At 55.0% G+C, this 17,597-nt stretch carries 20 protein-coding genes; 6 read left to right on the top strand and 14 right to left on the bottom strand.

The features are described from left to right. Positions 1-57: 57 nt before the first annotated feature. Together rph and pyrE are read left to right on the top strand one after the other, a co-directional pair. Positions 58-774 carry a ribonuclease PH gene (rph, locus tag AC6I77_RS18865; protein ID WP_003851334.1) on the top strand — a complete coding sequence of 239 codons (717 nt, stop codon included), beginning with the start codon at positions 58-60 and terminating at the stop codon, positions 772-774. A gap of 49 nt (positions 775-823) precedes the next feature. Beyond that, positions 824-1,465, top strand: a complete 642-nt coding sequence (gene pyrE / locus AC6I77_RS18860; protein WP_003851333.1) for an orotate phosphoribosyltransferase — start codon at positions 824-826, stop codon at positions 1,463-1,465. Positions 1,466-1,500: 35 nt separating this feature from the next. Here the strand turns inward: pyrE and slmA are convergent, their stop codons facing one another. From slmA to coaBC, 3 genes are all read right to left on the bottom strand, one after another. Beyond that, positions 1,501-2,097, bottom strand: a complete 597-nt coding sequence (gene slmA, locus AC6I77_RS18855; RefSeq protein WP_039660564.1) for a nucleoid occlusion factor SlmA — start codon at positions 2,095-2,097, stop codon at positions 1,501-1,503. Positions 2,098-2,216: 119 nt separating this feature from the next. Next, on the bottom strand, positions 2,217-2,675 hold the full coding sequence (gene dut, locus AC6I77_RS18850) for a dUTP diphosphatase (protein ID WP_442844240.1): 459 nt from the start codon (positions 2,673-2,675) through the stop codon (positions 2,217-2,219). Next, complete coding sequence (coaBC, locus tag AC6I77_RS18845; protein ID WP_078805323.1) at positions 2,653-3,873, bottom strand: bifunctional phosphopantothenoylcysteine decarboxylase/phosphopantothenate--cysteine ligase CoaBC; 1,221 nt, start codon at positions 3,871-3,873, stop codon at positions 2,653-2,655. Before coaBC ends, dut begins: the two co-directional genes overlap by 23 nt. Positions 3,874-4,053: 180 nt before the next feature. Between coaBC and radC the strand changes: the two genes are divergently transcribed. The 4 genes from radC (at position 4,054) to mutM (ending at position 6,254) form a co-directional block, all read left to right on the top strand. Continuing rightward, positions 4,054-4,710, top strand: coding sequence for a RadC family protein (radC, locus tag AC6I77_RS18840; RefSeq protein ID WP_003851323.1), 657 nt, complete (start codon positions 4,054-4,056; stop codon positions 4,708-4,710). Between the two features lie 241 nt (positions 4,711-4,951). Then, positions 4,952-5,188: a 50S ribosomal protein L28 gene (rpmB, locus tag AC6I77_RS18835; RefSeq protein ID WP_006121249.1), complete on the top strand. Its 237-nt coding sequence runs from the start codon at positions 4,952-4,954 to the stop codon at positions 5,186-5,188. Positions 5,189-5,207: 19 nt separating this feature from the next. Beyond that, on the top strand, positions 5,208-5,375 hold the full coding sequence (gene rpmG / locus AC6I77_RS18830) for a 50S ribosomal protein L33 (RefSeq protein WP_003024094.1): 168 nt from the start codon (positions 5,208-5,210) through the stop codon (positions 5,373-5,375). Positions 5,376-5,444: 69 nt separating this feature from the next. Next, positions 5,445-6,254, top strand: coding sequence for a bifunctional DNA-formamidopyrimidine glycosylase/DNA-(apurinic or apyrimidinic site) lyase (gene mutM, locus AC6I77_RS18825; RefSeq protein ID WP_003851319.1), 810 nt, complete (start codon positions 5,445-5,447; stop codon positions 6,252-6,254). Here the strand turns inward: mutM and coaD are convergent. The 11 genes from coaD to rfaD all read right to left on the bottom strand — a co-directional run bounded on the left by coaD (position 6,251) and on the right by rfaD (position 17,514). Next, complete coding sequence (gene coaD / locus AC6I77_RS18820) at positions 6,251-6,730, bottom strand: pantetheine-phosphate adenylyltransferase (RefSeq protein WP_003851317.1); 480 nt, start codon at positions 6,728-6,730, stop codon at positions 6,251-6,253. The genes mutM and coaD overlap by 4 nt on opposite strands. Continuing rightward, entirely contained in the window at positions 6,727-7,503 is a 777-nt protein-coding gene (locus AC6I77_RS18815) for a glycosyltransferase family 2 protein (protein ID WP_008926954.1), read from the bottom strand. The genes coaD and AC6I77_RS18815 overlap by 4 nt, the downstream gene beginning before the upstream one ends. Further along, positions 7,503-8,777, bottom strand: coding sequence for a lipid IV(A) 3-deoxy-D-manno-octulosonic acid transferase (gene waaA / locus AC6I77_RS18810; protein ID WP_003851314.1), 1,275 nt, complete (start codon positions 8,775-8,777; stop codon positions 7,503-7,505). The genes AC6I77_RS18815 and waaA overlap by 1 nt, the downstream gene beginning before the upstream one ends. Before the next feature lie 92 nt (positions 8,778-8,869). Next, positions 8,870-10,003 carry a glycosyltransferase family 4 protein gene (locus tag AC6I77_RS18805; protein ID WP_003851312.1) on the bottom strand — a complete coding sequence of 378 codons (1,134 nt, stop codon included), beginning with the start codon at positions 10,001-10,003 and terminating at the stop codon, positions 8,870-8,872. Next, positions 9,996-11,072, bottom strand: coding sequence for a putative lipopolysaccharide heptosyltransferase III (rfaQ, locus tag AC6I77_RS18800; RefSeq protein WP_497817208.1), 1,077 nt, complete (start codon positions 11,070-11,072; stop codon positions 9,996-9,998). The genes AC6I77_RS18805 and rfaQ overlap by 8 nt, the downstream gene beginning before the upstream one ends. Before the next feature lie 73 nt (positions 11,073-11,145). Next, on the bottom strand, positions 11,146-12,192 hold the full coding sequence (locus tag AC6I77_RS18795) for a glycosyltransferase (protein ID WP_497817207.1): 1,047 nt from the start codon (positions 12,190-12,192) through the stop codon (positions 11,146-11,148). Between the two features lie 264 nt (positions 12,193-12,456). After that, complete coding sequence (locus AC6I77_RS18790; RefSeq protein WP_008926950.1) at positions 12,457-13,461, bottom strand: glycosyltransferase family 8 protein; 1,005 nt, start codon at positions 13,459-13,461, stop codon at positions 12,457-12,459. Positions 13,462-13,470: 9 nt separating this feature from the next. After that, positions 13,471-14,547, bottom strand: coding sequence for a glycosyltransferase family 9 protein (locus AC6I77_RS18785; RefSeq protein ID WP_497817206.1), 1,077 nt, complete (start codon positions 14,545-14,547; stop codon positions 13,471-13,473). Continuing rightward, positions 14,544-15,521, bottom strand: a complete 978-nt coding sequence (gene rfaC / locus AC6I77_RS18780; protein WP_003851302.1) for a lipopolysaccharide heptosyltransferase RfaC — start codon at positions 15,519-15,521, stop codon at positions 14,544-14,546. Before rfaC ends, AC6I77_RS18785 begins: the two co-directional genes overlap by 4 nt. Then, a complete protein-coding gene (gene rfaF, locus AC6I77_RS18775) occupies positions 15,509-16,564 on the bottom strand; it encodes an ADP-heptose--LPS heptosyltransferase RfaF (RefSeq protein ID WP_003851300.1) in 1,056 nt (351 codons plus the stop codon). The genes rfaC and rfaF overlap by 13 nt, the downstream gene beginning before the upstream one ends. A gap of 17 nt (positions 16,565-16,581) precedes the next feature. Then, positions 16,582-17,514, bottom strand: a complete 933-nt coding sequence (gene rfaD / locus AC6I77_RS18770) for an ADP-glyceromanno-heptose 6-epimerase (RefSeq protein ID WP_010258257.1) — start codon at positions 17,512-17,514, stop codon at positions 16,582-16,584. Positions 17,515-17,597 lie beyond the last annotated feature (83 nt).

The following is a 17,597-nucleotide window of genomic DNA, read 5'->3' as shown; positions in this document are numbered from 1 at the left end:
GCGGGCAAGGAAGTCCGTATAATGCGCAGCCAATCATTAGCAAGCCGGAGAATACCCATGCGTCCAGCAGGCCGTAGCGCACAACAGGTGCGTCCAGTCACATTGACCCGCAATTACACCAAACACGCAGAGGGTTCCGTTCTGGTGGAATTCGGCGAAACGAAAGTGCTTTGCACTGCCTCCGTAGACGAAGGGGTTCCGCGTTTCCTTAAAGGCCAGGGCCAGGGTTGGGTCACAGCCGAATATGGCATGCTGCCGCGTTCGACCCACAGCCGTATGGCGCGTGAAGCCGCAAAAGGTAAACAGGGTGGCCGTACGCTGGAGATTCAGCGTCTGATTGCCCGTTCACTGCGCGCCGCGGTTGATCTTAAAGCGCTGGGTGAATTTACCATTACGCTCGATTGTGACGTAATCCAGGCCGATGGCGGCACCCGCACCGCATCAATCACTGGCGCCTGTGTGGCTCTGGCTGATGCGCTGAACAAGCTGGTAGCCAGCGGCAAACTGAAAGCAAACCCGATGAAGGGTATGGTCGCCGCGATTTCAGTGGGCATCGTCAAAGGCGAAGCCCTGTGCGATCTGGAGTATGTTGAAGACTCAGCCGCAGAAACTGACATGAATGTCGTGATGATGGAAGATGGCCGCATGATTGAGGTGCAGGGCACCGCCGAGGGCGAACCCTTCAGCCATGAAGAGCTGCTGACGCTACTGGCGCTGGCGCGCGGCGGAATTGAGGAACTGATTCAGGCGCAGAAAGCAGCGCTGGAAAATTGATGTAACAGGCGACCTCAGAGTCGCCTTTTCTTTATTTGAGGAGTGAGAGATGAAAGCCTGGCAGCGTCAGTTTATTGAATTCGCCCTGAACAAGCAGGTGCTGAAGTTCGGTGAGTTCACTTTGAAGTCCGGGCGTAAAAGCCCCTATTTCTTTAATGCCGGTCTGTTTAACAGCGGACGGGATTTAGCGCTGCTGGGACGCTTCTACGCGCAGGCGCTGGTGGATGGCGCTGTTGATTTCGATCTGCTGTTTGGTCCGGCCTATAAAGGCATTCCGATTGCTACCACCACGGCAGTGGCGCTGGCTGATCATCATGACCGCGATGTGCCTTACTGCTTTAACCGTAAAGAAGCCAAAGATCACGGTGAAGGTGGCCTGCTGGTAGGCAGTCCGCTGCAGGGCAAAGTGATGCTGGTGGACGACGTGATCACAGCGGGCACGGCGATTCGTGAGTCGATGGATATTATCGGCGCGCACAACGCCACCCTGGCAGGTGTGCTGGTTTCGCTAGATCGTCAGGAGCGTGGACGCGGAGAGATGTCGGCAATCCAGGAAGTGGAACGTGATTACGGCTGTAAAGTGACCGCGATTATTACCCTGGCAGACCTGATTTCCTGGCTGGAGGAGAAGCCTGAGATGGCCGATCACCTGGCTCAGGTCCGTGCTTATCAGAAAGCGTACGGGATTTAACAGAGGCGGGCGCAATGCCCGCCTTCTTTGACGCTTTACGTTAGCTGAGCAGCCATGAGTGGCCAGCGGGCCTCAAAGTCTGCGGTAGGACTGAAACGAAACTCAGAACGGACATACCGCGACAGCAAACCTTCACAGAAAGCCAGCAACTGACTTGCCAGCAATGCTTCATCAGCCTGAAAAGCCTCGCCCTCACGCATTTTCCGCTCACGCATGACCTGTCGCAGTTGCACTTCAATCCGCTCAAACAGTTGATTGATACGTCCCTGCAGTCGGTCCTGCTCAAACATCAGAGCATGGCCGGTCAGTATGCGCGTCAGTCCCGGATTACGCTCACCAAATCCCAGAATCAATTGCACGATCAGACGCAGACGCGTCATGGTCTCTTTTTCATCCTTGAGGATCAGATTGATGCGGGTAATCAGACTGTCTTCGATAAACTCAATCAGACTATCGAACATGCGAGTCTTGCTGGGGAAGTGACGATACAGCGCCGCTTCGGAAACACCCACCGTGGCTGCCAGTTTGGCTGTGGTGATACGCTGACTGCCATCGCCCGACTCCAGCATCTGCGCCAGCGCCTGCAAAATCTCTTCGCGACGATTCCGCTTCGCGACTTTTTTTTCTGCCATGACCTTAAAGACCCCTGAAATTCACCTAAATACAGGCAACACCTACGCATCTGCCACAGGAACGCGTCCTGCAGCGATGAGGAAAAATAACGGGCGTAAGTGAAAGTCGGTAATGCGGGTTACTGGCGACCGGAGTGGCCGAAGCCGCCTTCGCCGCGCTGGCTGGCGTCGAAATCTTCAACCAGATTAAATTCAGCCTGGACTACCGGTACAAACACCAGTTGTGCCATGCGATCGCCGGGCTGCAGCGAGAAACTTTCCTGACCACGATTCCACACCGATACCATCAGCTGTCCCTGATAGTCCGAATCAATCAGACCCACCAGGTTGCCCAGCACGATGCCATGCTTATGGCCAAGGCCCGAGCGCGGCAGGATTACAGCGGCCATATCGGGGTCAGCAATATGAATCGCCAGGCCGGTCGGAACCAGCGTCGTGGTGCCTGGTGCGATGTCGAGAACATCATCAATGCAGGCGCGTAAATCTAACCCAGCGGAACCTGAAGTGGCATAGGTCGGCAGCGGAAACGCTTTGCCGACGCGCGCATCCAGAATTTTAACGTCTATTTTTTTCATCATAACGGCTGACAATCTCGTCTATTAATTGTTGGCCAAGGAGAGACTTATCGCTGAGCGGTAAGCGTTTTTCTCCATCCTGCCAAAAAAGGTGAAGAGCATTGGTGTCGCTATTAAACCCCTGTCCGGCTTTAGCGACATCGTTAGCGCAGATCAGATCCAGATTCTTGCGCACCCGTTTTTGCCGGGCGTATTCTTCCACATTCTGTGTTTCAGCAGCAAATCCAACGACGAATGGCCGGTTTTCCTGAAGTGCGGCGACGCCGGCAACAATATCGGGATTCTTTACCAGGTTCAGCGTGACGTTATCATCGCCGCCCTGTTTCTTGATTTTATCGGCCGCAATATCGGCTGCCCGGTAGTCTGCCACGGCTGCGCTTGCAATGAAAATATGTTGTTTATCTATCTCACTCATCACAGCGGCCTGCATCTCCAGCGCGCTGGTAACATCAACGCGTCGCACACCCGCAGGTGCAGGCAGGCTGACCGGGCCGCTGACCAGCGTGACCTGAGCACCACGTCGGGCAGCCGCAGCGGCAATCGAAAAGCCCATTTTACCGGAGCTGTGATTCGTGATGTAGCGCACCGGATCCAGCGCCTCTCGGGTCGGGCCGGCGGTAATCATAATGTTGAGATGTTGCAGATCGTTGACGGGCGTGGCCCACTGAAGCGCATGGTCAACAATCGCCAGCGGGTCCAGCATCCGGCCCGGCCCGACGTCGCCACAGGCCTGGCTGCCGCTGTCCGGCCCCCAAATCAGCACCCCCCGCGCGTGGAGCGTCTGAAGGTTTTGCTGGGTCACCGCTGCGCGATACATCTGCTGATTCATGGCTGGCACGACCGCCACGGGTGAGGCCGTGGCCAACACGGCAGTGGTCACCAGATCGTTTGCCATGCCAGCAGTCACACGGGCAATCAGATCGGCAGTGGCCGGAGCCAGCACAATCAGGTCGGCCCATTTTGCCAGTTCAATATGACCCATCGCCGCTTCTGCAGCGGGATCAAGCAGATCGTCAAACACCGGATAGCCGGAGACGGCCTGCAGGCTGAGCGGAGTGATAAACGCTTTGGCACCTTCCGTCATCATCACGCGCACATCAGCGCCGCGATCGCGCAGGCGCCGCACCAGCTCAGGTGCTTTATACGCTGCGATACCGCCGCTCACGCCAAGAAGAATTTTTTTACCGGCTAATCCCATCATGATGTTGGCCTCACTAAGCTCTCTGCCGCTCGCGGCGGCGAATGCACGGACTTTATCACAAAAGCGTGGATGCGCCTTTTCACCGACTGCGTTTGCGAGCCGTCTCGTAGATTGCCGTTCCATTGATAGCCGCACTCTGCAGGATGAGCCATTCTGAGGCTCATCTCAGGGAGAGCGAAAATGAAAATCAAGGGACCACGGGAAAAACTCCAGAAACTGGGCGCAAACTCGCTCACCGATACCGAATTGCTGGCCATTTTTCTCCGCACCGGATCGCCAGGGCAGAACGTCCTTGAACTGGCCGGAGAGATGCTGGAGGGGTTTGGCTCGCTTTATCTGCTCATGACATCAGACAAAGCGGCATTCGGTGAAGTCAAAGGTATCGGCGATGCCAAGCTGGCGCAACTTCACGCGGTTGCCGAACTGGCGAAGCGATTTTTCGCCAGCAAACTGGTTCGCGAAAGCGCCATGGAGAACCCACAAATCACGCGCCAGTATCTGCAAAGTTTGCTGGCTCATCAGGAGCGTGAGATCTTTATGGCCCTGTTTCTGGATAACCAGCATCGGGTGCTACGGGCACAAAATATGTTCTCGGGTTCTATTAATAGTGTGGAAGTTCATCCTCGTGAGATCGTTCGGGAGGCGCTGAAACTCAACGCAGCTGCTCTGATACTGGCGCATAATCACCCGTCGGGCATGGCCGAACCGAGTCGCGCAGACCGCGAAGTGACCCACAAAGTCAGTGAGGCCTGCCAGCTATTCGATATACGCTTGCTCGATCATCTGGTGATTGGGCATGGCGAATATGTCTCCTTTGCCGAGCGGGGATGGCTCTGATAGCGGGAAATTTCGCGCCAGGTGGCGGCTTTTTGCCCGATCATTCGGGATCTTTATCTGTTCGGGACTTGAGCACTTGGGCTGAGCGGCGTATACTACGCCACCTTTGAGAATCTCGGGTTTGGCGGTTAGGCCAGCTTAGCGGGTTCCATGGAATTCGCCTGGCGGGCTGCAAGCCTGACGAGGCGGCCCAAACCTAATTTTTAAAGCTCGAGCTGATTTGATTTTTGGAGATATTGACATGTCACGAGTCTGCCAGGTAACTGGAAAGCGTCCGGTGACGGGTAACAACCGTTCCCACGCAATGAACGCGACGAAACGCCGTTTCCTTCCGAACCTGCACTCACACCGTTTTTGGGTTGAGAGCGAGAAGCGCTTCGTTACTCTGCGTGTATCTGTTAAAGGTATGCGTATTATTGATAAAAAGGGCATTGATACGGTGTTAGCCGATATGCGTGCCCGTGGTGAGAAGTACTAAGGTACTAAGGAACTGAATCATGGCTAAAGGTATTCGTGAGAAGATCAAGCTGGTTTCCTCTGCTGGTACAGGTCACTTCTATACCACCACGAAGAACAAACGTACTAAACCAGAGAAGCTGGAACTGAAAAAGTTCGATCCGGTTGTACGTCAGCATGTGCTCTACAAAGAAGCTAAAATTAAGTAATTTTAGTGTTCTGCTAAAAACCCGGCTCCGGCCGGGTTTTTTGTTTGTGTAAAACGCTGAGGAGAGGCTATGCCAGAGTTGCCAGAGGTTGAAACCAGCCGCCGCGGTATCGAACCGCATTTGGTCGGTGAAACCATCCTTCACGCCGTGGTGCGTAATTCACGTTTGCGCTGGCCCGTTTCGCAGGAGATCCTGGCGCTGAGCGATCAGCCGGTTCTCAGCGTGCAGCGCCGGGCGAAATATCTGCTGCTGGAGCTGCCGCATGGCTGGATTATTATCCACCTTGGCATGTCCGGCAGTCTGCGCGTGCTGTCAGAAGAGTTGCCAGCAGCGAAGCATGATCATGTTGATTTAGTGATGAGCAACGGCAAAGTGCTGCGCTACACCGACCCGCGCCGCTTTGGTGCCTGGCTCTGGAGCAGCGATCTGGCGGGCAGTAGTGTGCTGGCCCATCTCGGGCCGGAGCCACTCAGCGAGCAGTTTGATGGGGCTTACCTGTTTGATAAGTCACGCGGCAAGCGGACGCTCATTAAGCAGTGGCTGATGGATAACAAAGTGGTGGTGGGCGTGGGCAACATTTATGCCAGTGAGTCACTGTTTACCGCCGGGATCGTTCCCGATCGTGCTGCCGGAAGCCTGTCTCAGGCCGAATCAGAACTGCTGGTGAATACCATCAAAGCGGTGCTGCTTCGTTCGATTGAGCAGGGCGGAACCACGCTGCGTGACTTCTTACAGACAGACGGTAAGCCGGGCTACTTTGCACAGCAGTTGCAGGTCTATGGCCGGGCGGGTGAACCCTGTCGGGCATGCGGTACGCCGATTGTCAGCGGCAGGCATGGGCAACGCAGCACTTACTGGTGCCCGAACTGTCAGCATTAAGCCAGTTTAGCCAGCAATGCCTGATGCACTGGCGCGGGCAGGAAGGCGCTGACATCGCCTTTGTGACGCGCCACCTCTTTGACCAGTGAAGATGAGATAAACGAGAAGCCTTCAGACGGCATGAGGAAAACGCTCTCCAGTGTTGGCAGCAGGTGACGATTCATCTGCGCCAGCTGCATTTCATATTCAAAATCTGACACTGCTCGCAATCCACGAACCAGCACGTTCGCCTGCTGGTCACGGGCGAAATTCGCCATCAGGTCGCTGAACCCGACCACCTCAACGTTAGGCAGATGGGCCACCACTTCACCGGCCAGCGCCACGCGTTCATCCAGACTAAACATCGGTTTTTTGCTGGGGCTAGCGGCAACAGCCAGAATAACCTCGTCAAACATCTGTGCTGCCCGCGTCACGATGTCGACATGGCCAAGCGTCACAGGATCAAATGTACCGGGATAGATGGCTTTCGTGGTCATACTCGCCCTTTTGCCGAAGCGTGATTCAGCGCCCAGAGGGCTGAATATTTATTGAAGGTATATTGCGCGTTGACCACCGCCAGAATCCAGCCCTGCCTGCCGTCGAGAAAACCGGCACGCAGCAGCAGCGTTTTTACAAATGCGCCCAGCGTGTGGCTGAATACAGAAAAGAGGCCGCAGCGCTTACCGCGCTGATGGCGTTCTGTGGCCCAGGCTTCAGCATAGGCCAGTTGCTTGCGCTGAAAGGCGATTAAATCGCGGCAGGTCAGATGTTCCAGATCGCCAGGCAATGCCACTACCGGCGCGCCGTCACTCTGCAGGGATTCATGCACCAGATTGTCATTGTAGCGGAAGGTGCGGGGATAGAGGCGCATCACGCGATCGGGATACCAGCCACTGTGGCGCATAAAGCGACCGAGAAACAGGTTGCTGCGGCCCAGGCTATAAACCGTGCGGCTGGGTGGGGCAACCAGCACCTGCTCAATTGCAGCACGCAGTTCGGGTGAAACGCGCTCATCTGCATCGATCATCAAAATCATGTCGCCGGTAGCATAGCCCTGCGCGCGCTGGCGCTGGATACCATAACCCTGCCAGTTATCACTGTGATAGACCTGCGCCCCGGCCCGGGTGGCGATGTTGACGGTGTCATCCCTGCTGCCAGAGTCCAGCACGATAATTTCATCGGCCCAGCTGACCGAGGCCAGGCAGTCAGGCAGCAGTTCCGCTTCATTTTTGGCGATCATCACTACGGAAAGACGTTGGCGTACTGACATTAGTGAGTCCGGGGTGGCAGATGCGGTTCGAGTAACTGTAGCAAACGCTGGAGCGCACCCTGATTCTGGTGCAACACGTCTACCGCATGGCGTCCGTAATAACGGCGGTAATCATCATCCTGCAAAAGATTAGTGACTTCTTTTTCCAGCGAAATCACGTCGGTGACCGTAATCAATCCCTGGCCTTCCTGCAGCTTGCTGCAGATATCTTTGAAGTTCCAGATATGGGGCCCCATCAGAACCGGAAGTGCATGGGCAGCAGGTTCGAGCGGATTGTGTCCGCCCCGTTCAACCAGGCTGCCACCGACCAGAGCCAGATCGGCAATGCCGTAGAGCAGCATCAGTTCGCCCATGGAGTCGCCGATGACCACCTGCGTTGAGCCGGAAGGGATCTCGCCGCTGCTGCGCAGGATAAAACTAAAGCCGCGTTCCTGCGTCAGTTCGCGGGCATCGTTGAAGCGCTCGGGATGGCGGGGAACCAGAATCAGTAGCAGATCCGGAAAGGTCTGCAGCAGGCGGCGATGAGCATCCAGCACAATGGCCTCTTCGCCTTCGTGTGTGCTGGTGGCTATCCACACCGGTCTGCGCGGCGCCCACTGACGACGAAGCGTCACCGCTCTGGCGGCCAGTTCTGGCGTGACGGAAATATCAAACTTCAGACTGCCGGTAATGGCCAGTTGTGAACGTTTCAGGCCCAGGCTCAAGAAGCGGTCACCATCTTCAGTGTTCTGCGCGGCGATTAGCGTAATGCTCTGCAACAGGCGTCGCATAAACTTACCCAGCTTGCGGTAGCCTTTGGCGGATCGGGCCGAGAGGCGGGCATTGGCAATCACCAGCGGAATATTACGCTGGTGCAGAATGCGGATAATGTTCGGCCATAGCTCGGTTTCCATGATGATCACCAGCCGTGGATTGACCGTATCAAGAAAACGATTAATTGAACCCGGCAGATCATAAGGCAGATAGACGTGATGTACATCTTTACCGAAAGCAGATTGCGCACGTTCAGAGCCGGTCGGCGTCATCGTGGTAACGGTAATCGGCAGAGTCGGGTAACGATGACGAAGTGCGCGCACCAGCGGGATCGCGGCAAGGGTTTCCCCCACAGAGACCGAGTGCAGCACAATGCCGTCAGGCTTCACTTTGCCGACACAATAGCCATAGCGTTCTGCCCAACGTTTGCGATAGGCAGGCGCTTTACGACCGCGCAGCCACAGGCGCAGCCAAATGAGTGGCTGAATTAAGTAGAGCAAGGCGGTGTAAATGGTCGTCATAGTTACCGTTACAGCAGGTTCGCGTCTAAAAACAGATTAAAATCAGATGACGGCATGTTATCAGAAACCCCGCATGCACTCATCCCACATTGTCAGTTGCTACCCAGTACCTGCTGATAAAGCGAAGTCAGTGACTGCGCCAGTCGTTGTGGGCCATAAGGTTCAATTTTACGCCGTGCTGCCTCACCCATTCGTGAATCCAGGGAAAGTGGCGGTATTGTATTAACAGCCTGATTTAACCCCCTGATATCCAATGCATCGCAGACGAAGCCTTCCTGACCAGCGGTAATAAATTCTGCGCCACCACAGCCGGTGCTGGTAATCACGGGCAAGCCGCAGGCCATCGCCTCGAGCACCACATTCGGGAACGGGTCGTAGAGCGTAGGCAGCAGAAGGCCATCCGCCGCGTGATAATAGGGTTGTACATCCTGCTGTACGCCGACAAAGCGCAGTCGGTCCAGACAGTTAAGCTGATTTGCCAACTGCTGATAACGTTGCAGCTGCTTATCCTGACCCACCACAATCAGATAGCGATCGCTGGCGGCCAGCGCCTGTATGGCCGCTTTCAGCCCTTTACGCTCAAAGCCGGAGCCGACATAAATCAGTACGGTAGCGGCATCGGGCAGCCCCAGTTGCTGACGGATCGCGCGACGAGCTGTTTCCGTGGCGGGCTGGAAACGGCTGGCGTCGATAGCGTTATGAATAACGTGGATTTTTCCGGCGTCGAGCGGGAAACAGCGCAGAATATCGCGCTTTACCATTTCTGAATTACAGATCACCGCTTTTAGCGTCGGAGAGGTAAACATTTCGGCTTCCGCCTGCAGCACATAGCGATGATAGGGACTAAGCGTTGCGCTCAGCCGTTGCCATGATGAGACGATGCGGGCGCGCTGTTCCAGCCAGACGCGATGCACACCATCACCCGCGCGGAAAATGTCACAGCCTGCGATACGCTCATGGCTTTGCACAATATCGAACTTTTCCCGCTCCCAGCAGGCGCGGGCTGCACGGGCAAAACCGCGCTCACGGGATACCCGTCCCAACTTTGAAGGATTACAGATATGCAGATGCCAGTCAGGATTGGGCGTGCCTTGCCAGCTGCGGGTAATGATATTGAGATCGAGCTGTTCGCTGCCCAGCGCTTCCAGCGCGCGTGAGATAAAGCGCTCAGCACCGCCATCCGGGCGATATTTCTGCCGGACAATCGCCAGCCGTAACTTACTCATTCAGGTAGCTCCTCGCTGCCGCGACCACATCCTTTACCGGAATGGCCGAGAGATAACGCTTGTCAGTTTTGGTGTCGATAGAATCGGGCGAGGGCAGCGGGCCATAATCGCCCGCCCAGATAACATGATTGTTGTCGCCCCATGGCCGCCAGTGCTGCAGCTTGGTCGGACCAAACAGCGCAATACAGGGGGTTTCAAGTGCGGCAGCCATGTGCATCGGTGCGGAGTCGACACCAATAAACAGCCGGGCGTGATCGATTAGCGCCGCCAGTTGCGGCAGCGTGAACTGACCCGCCAGCGAAACCACATCCTGCGATACACAGAGCGCCCTGATACGGTTAATCATCGCCAGCTCCTGCTTATCCGGCCCGGCAGTAAGCACCACTTTGCGGCCCGGCTGCGCCAGTTGATCAAGCGTGGCGGCAACGCTCTCCTCTTCCCAGCATTTGAAGCCCCAGCGTGAGGTCGGCTGCACCACAATATAGGGTGCGGTGACATGATGTTCCGCCAGTCTGGCCTGCACAATTTGCTGGTCAGCGTCGCTGTAGTGCATTGAGACGCGTGCGTTATCACTGCTAATGCCGAGAGGTGCCAGTGCAGACATATTCTGCTCAACCGTATGCAGTTTGCTGTGATTATGTGTCGGGACCAGCCGGTTATGACACCATCGCCACAGCACGTTATCACGTTTTTTATAGGCGAAACCGATGCGAACGGGTGCCGCAGAGAGCCGCGTCATCTGAGCAGTGCGCCACTGATCGGCCAGATTTATCACCAGATCATAATGAGCGGCACGCACGGCGCGAATTAATGCACGCTCATGGCCCAGCTTACGCCAGGTGCCCTCCTGCTTCCATTTGCGATCGATGACGTGCAAATGGCGGATAGCCGGATGCGCTTCCAGCATCGGACGCGTCTCTTTATAGAGCAACACGTCAATGCTGGCCTGCGGATAACGCTCATGAAGCGCATTGATGACGGGCGTTGTGAGCAGCATGTCACCATGATGGCGCAGCTTAATCAGTAATATATTTTTTGGAGAGAAGTTTGCTGGAATCAGGCTGGCCATAAACAAGAGTTCTCAGAATTCAGTGAGCCGATTGTAGGGCAAACCCTTTTTAGGATAAAGCCAGCCTCAAAGGTTATTTATTACGCCAGCGATAGAGTCGTGCCAGCCATAACAGCAACTGATACCACTGCTTAATGCCTCTGGCATTTCGTAACATGCGCAGGTGTGTCCGGGTTGTGAACAGGTCGGCAATGATCGCCTGGCGTGCGCGGGGGTCAGGCTCGCGTCTTACACTGTGACAAACGCTGAGCGCTTCATGGGTCACCTGATAGTGAAATGACGGGTAGATTTTCACGCGGTCACGATAACGATGGTTAAGCTCTTCCAGCAGGCGCGCAATCTTCAGGTAGTGACGCTGATATTCAACGTTGCGCTCGCCAGTGCGTTTGCGATTGCTGATGGAGGCGTCATGCATATAGTAGCGATAGAGTACGGCTTCGGTATACCGCACGCGTTTTGCCAGCAACATAAACTCGGTGGTCCAGGGAATATCCTGATGATGCAAACCCGGTTCGAACTGCAACTGATGCTGCTCAATCAGTTCCCGGCGATAGATCCCCAGCCAGACCACATGCATATACCGATGGGTTTTCAGCGCGGTATTGAGCCAGTCGGCCCCACTCAGCACCGGTGTGCTGCGCAAACGATCCAGCGGAATCAGCGGTTTTACTCGCTGGCTATGTTTGAAAAACCACTCGGCGTTGCACTGTGCCGCATCCAGATCATCCGCTTCCGCCAGCGTCACCAGCGTCTGATACATATCGGGCTTCATGGTGTCATCCGCATCAGGAAAAGTGACATATTTCCCGCGGGCTATCGCCAGCCCGGCGTTGCGGGCACGCGATACACCGCCATTTTCCTGATGAATCACACGAATATGAGCATGCTGCTGTGCATACTGGTCGGCACGCTCGCCAGAGCCATCGGTGGAACCGTCATCGACAATTATGATTTCCAGCGCAGTCAGCGTCTGCGCCAGTAGCGCCTGCATGAACTCATCAAACATGCTGCCCGCGTTATACATCGGGGTAATGATACTCAGCAGAGGAGACGTACTCATGACAATATCTGCACCGGCGTTGTATTCACTGCGAAAGGGCGTTGCCTCGTCATAAATCATTTCCAAATCAGCAGAATGAAATCAGGGAATGCATGATTATAAAACGGTGTGGCTTCCCTGCTTTACGAAAAACCACGCCCGACAACAATAATGCGCTATATGCGCTTTTTTTACGCAATGAGGCCTTAAAGGTAAACAGATTATTATGCCGGTGTTCATTTGGCTTTTTATAAATGGTCGTGGCAAACAGCAGGTGGGATAAATGACGGGAAAGTCAGGCGCTGAAATAACAGCGCCCGAATCAATCTGATAAACCTGAGTGCGCTACTGTTCGCTCTGCTTAAAGAACTTGAGACTGACATACTTCATCATCCAGCTGATGCTTTCAGCATACTGTTTCTGATGCCACTTAATGCGGGCGAATCGCTTCATCTCTTTGTAATGTTTTGGCGTATCAAGCGGTTGTACAGCCCAGGGTGAGCGCTGGTAATAGCCGTGGTAGCGCCGGGCAAGGTCGCTGCCTGCCCAGGCATGCCAGGGTTTGCATTTACCGGTGTAGTGAATCATTACCGTGTCAGTGGGCACAGTAGAGTGGTCCCAGACTTTATTGGCGATGATGTCGTAAATCTGATTATAGCGGTCCGGCAGGATCAGAATTTCATCCTCCAGCACGATATTCAGTGCATCCTGATCGGGAAAACCAAACTCTGCGCCCCGTTTTACCAGCACGTCGGTAATACGCGCGGTGGTCTGCCTTTCGAGCCAGCGCGGAATATTGATCAGCATGAAGCCGGAGTTGAAATAGTGATGATGCTTCAGGCCGAGCTTTGCGCACTGATTCTGTCGCGCTCGCGGCGTGTCGTTACAGGCCGCCAGCGTGTAATCCGTGAGATCCAGGGTGAACAGGGGAGAGTAATCGCCCACCACCAGGGTATCTGCATCAATATAGATCACCCGATCGCTGTAGCTCGCCACGGTTTCAGGGATCAGGAAACGGTAGTGGATGCTTTTAGGGTAGCGTCCGACTGCGGGCAACTGATCAACCCAGTCACTATTAAAGATATGTAGCGTGATGGACAGACGATGGCCTGAGGCCAGCGAACGCAGTTTTTCCACATCCTCGTCGCGTAGTGAGTCTGAAAAAATATGGGCGTGGAAAGCCGTATCGGGATGATGGCTGAGAAGTGAAAACAACGTAATGCCCAGGCCGCGCGCGTAGGCATGGTTAATGCCAAACGCAACGTGAACCGGATTGTCATCCGTGTCAGCAAGCGTGTTAACCAGCAGCTGACTTTGCTGAACGGCATCAGCAAGAGGGGTAATTGCCATTACGCTTCACTATTCCAGATTATGAGTAATAAACGTTTGTATTCTAGTCAGTTTATCATCATCCAGCCCGAATAATTTTTCAGCCGGCTGATCAAACTTAAAACGTGTGGAAAAAACGAACGTTGATGCAGCAATATTATCCGGTCCGATGAACAACACGTTATTGACCGGACGCTGTTCCCTGACTTCACACGGTCCGTAAAGCATGATCACCGGGATCTGCTGCGCATCCGCAATATAGGCATTGCCAGAGTCAGAGCAGATGTAGAAATCCATTTGAGAAATGGCCCAGGGAACCTCTTCCAGCTTTAGCTCACCAATCAGACTGACAATATTCTCTTTTGGGCCGGTCAGGCTCAGTAACTCATCCAGCCATGGCTGCTCGGCTGGCGGGCCAAACACATAAAAGGTGCAGGGCAGGTCAGACAGCGACGTCATCAGCTGCTGCCAGATGCTGGCAGGAATCGTCTTGGCCTTGTTACCGGCAGAAATACTGATGCCTATTTTAATGCCGCTGCGTGGATTCAGCAGCGCAGCGGGCGGCGCAGGCGGCTGCCAGAGTGGCGAGGTCGCATGTTTGGGAAAATCGGTATAGCGAAAGTCGCGGTTAATCAGCTTCAGGTAACTGTCGAGCGTTAAATCTGTCTTCGCGTGGTCGACAATGCCGCTGGCGCTGCGATAGAAGGTTTTATGGTAGGACTTACGCACATAGGTGCGCAGAAACTGCTTGTTCGGTGCGTTGCATAACGCGGCAAAGAACAGGTTTACGCTATTTGGCTGCACCAGATAAACGCTGTCATAGCGGTTCATCAGGGTGAACGCGAGCTTCAGTTTGGCAAAAAAGCTGCGTTTTGCGTCTTCAATCAGAAAATAGCGGCTGACTGTGTCATCGTGACGCGCCAGCGGCTCCACCGCTTTGCTGATCAACAGCTCAGACTGACCCAGCGCGCGCAGCATCGGGGTGATATTGATAAAATCACCGATCTTCGCCGTCTGGATGATTAAGCTGCGACCCGTTGGCCGGTAGAACAGCCGCATAATCGCCCGGAAAGGCAGCAGCAGCAGGTAGATCAACACATAGTTCATGGCGTGTTTTCCGTAATAACGGCCTGCAGTTTTTCTGCCACCGAGTCAGCGGTCAGCTCCGCCAGACGATGATTCGGGGCGCTCAGAGCCTGTTGGTTCTGCCCGTAACCGCCAATCAGGCCGGGATCGGTCGGGCCATACAGCGTCAGATTGGGACGATCCAGTGCCGCCGTCAGATGGCTCAATCCGGTATCTACCGAGACCACCGCCCGCGCGCCTGCCAGCTGCTGGGCTATCGCGTCCAGCGTCAGCTTAGGCAGCACATCGACATGTCCGAATCCTTCTGCAAGTCGCAGTGCACGTTGATGCTCATGCTCAGCACCCCAGGGCAGTTTCACCCGCAGACCGCTCGGCTGCATCAGTTCAATCAGCTGTCGCCAGTGTGATTCCGGCCAGTGCTTGTTGTCACGGGTTGTAGCATGCAGAAAGACCAGGTAATGCTGTGCGTCAGCGGGCAGATGATGCAGGAAGTGCCCGGCAATTGCGTAGTCACCCTGGTGTTGCGGCTTTTCATAGCCCAGGCTTTTGGCGAAGAGTTCGCGCGTTCGCTCAACCGCGTGCTGCCGTTTACTCACCTCATGGCGGACGTCATACCACCAGCTGGCAAACGGCTCACGCGCGCTGCGGCTGTCCTGTCCATGCTTCACCCCTTTCGATAAACGGGTGACCAGTGCGGCACTCTTGATCAGCCCCTGCGCATCAATCACGACATCATACTCACGTGACTGTAACTCGCGCTTAAACTGCACGCGCTCTTCACGCTGCTGACTGCCAAACCAGTGTTTGCGCCAGCGGCGAATCGCGACCGGTAACACCTTATCGACGGCGGGATGCCAGCCAGGGATCTGCGCAAAATTCTCTTCCACCACCCAGTCGAAACGGATGCCGGGAATAGCATGCATTGCATCGGTCAGAGCAGGGAGCGAATGCAGAACATCGCCCATGGAAGAGGTTTTAACAATCAGGACGTGCATGGCACCTCCTGTGGCACGAGCAGTTCGCTCAGCGTCTGATGTACGCGCTCAGGCTGGATATCGATCAGGCTCTGGTGATAACCCTGTTCGGCATCGCCTTTGCGCACTTTGTGATAGCCAGTAATCAGGCGAATAATGCGCGCCTGACGTGCCAGCGGCGGCGTGAAGTCAGGGCTGCTGGGGCCATAGAGCGCGACGAGTGGACGATCCAGCGCCGCGGCAATATGCATCAGTCCGGAGTCGTTGCTGACCACAGCACGGCATTGCGCCAGCAGAATGACCGCCTGTTCCAGCTGGGTTTCGCCTGCCAGATTACGGCAATGGCCGCGCGCCGCTTCAGGCAGCGCAGCGATAATCTCTTCACCTGTCGGGCGATCTTTAGCAGAGCCGAACAGCACGATCTGGAAGCCGTCAGCAATCAACTGGCTCGCCAGCGTGGCGTAATGATAGTGTGGCCAGCGTTTGGCCGGACCAAATTCAGCGCCCGGACAAAAACCGATAATCGGACGGGTCGCCGCAAGCTGAAACTGTGCAGCCGTTTCAATCTTTTCCTGCTCTTCAACCTGCAATTTCGGCCATAACAGCGGCTGTGGCAGTTGCGCCGCCGAGGCAACAGGCGTGTCGTAGCCCAGCGCAACGTAGCGCTCAACCATCAGCGGAAAGGCGGCTTTATCCAGCACCCGCAAATCGTTCAGCAGGCCATAACGCATTTCACCGCGCCAGCCGACGCGGCGTTTTATTCCGGCGAAGAAGGGGACCAGCGCCGACTTAAAGGAGTTAGGCAGCACATAAGCACGGTCGTAGTGACTGGCGCGCAGCACTTTTCCCAGACGGCGACGCTCACCAATTTCCAGTGCGCCATGCCCTAGCGGCATCGCCAGCGCCTGATTCACCTCCGGCATGCGTGAAAGCAACGGACGGCACCACGCAGGTGCCATCACGTCGATCACTGCATCCGGATGTTCGGCCTTGAGTGTGCGATAGAGACTTTGCGACATCATCATATCGCCGACCCATGACGGGCCGATTACCAGAATTTTCATCGCCGGAGCAGCTTCCTTTATGCGTTGCGGTTCAGCCAGACCATATAGTCAGCAACGCCCTGGGCCACTGTTTTAAATGGCTTGTCGTAACCCGCGGCGCGTAGCTTAGTGAGATCGGCCTGGGTATAAGCCTGATAACGTCCTTTGAGTTTTTCCGGGAACGGAATGTACTCGATCTGGCCTTTCTGATGGAATTTCAGGACCGCATCAGCCACTTCCTGGAAGGATTCGGCGCGGCCTGTGCCACAGTTGTAAATTCCGGAGACGCCATTTTCCCAGCACCACAGGTTCACTTCCGCCACATCATCAACGTGAATGAAGTCACGTTTAAAGCCGTCACTGCCTTCAAACAGTTTTGGATTTTCATCGTTGCTGATCTGCGTGTTCAGATGGAAAGCCACACTTGCCATGCTGCCTTTATGGCCTTCACGCGGTCCGTAGACGTTGAAATAGCGGAAGCCGCACACCGGCGAATTCGCTTCCGGCAGCATCTGGCGGACATAGTGGTCGAACAGCATTTTGGAGTAGCCATAGACATTCAGTGGCTGCTCATACTGGCGCTCTTCAATGAAATTCTCGTTGCGTCCGCCGTAGGTCGCAGCAGAAGAGGCGTAGAGGAACGGGATCTCGCGCTCAAGACAGAAGTGAAGCAACTCTTTGGAGTACTGATAGTTGTTTTCCATCATGTACTTGCCATCCCACTCAGTGGTGGAGGAGCAGGCACCCTGATGGAATACCGCTTCGATCGGGCCTAAATCATCGCCCGCCATTACGCTCATCAGGAACTCTTCTTTGTCCATGTAATCGACGATATCCAGGTCGACTAAATTGGCAAACTTGGTGCCATCCTTCAGATTATCCACCACCAGAATGTCGGTGTGACCGCGATCGTTCAGCGCTTTGACGATGTTGCTGCCAATCATTCCTGCGCCGCCAGTTACGATAATCATGTTGTTACCTTCAACGTTGTGGGGTGAAACAGGAGGTTTCACACACGAATACCTCACATCATAACATTTCATCAGGGTGCAGA

This window comes from Pantoea sp. X-Soil-ISGK-259 (genome assembly GCF_059730705.1).
This window is presented reverse-complemented; position numbering and strand designations above follow the sequence as displayed.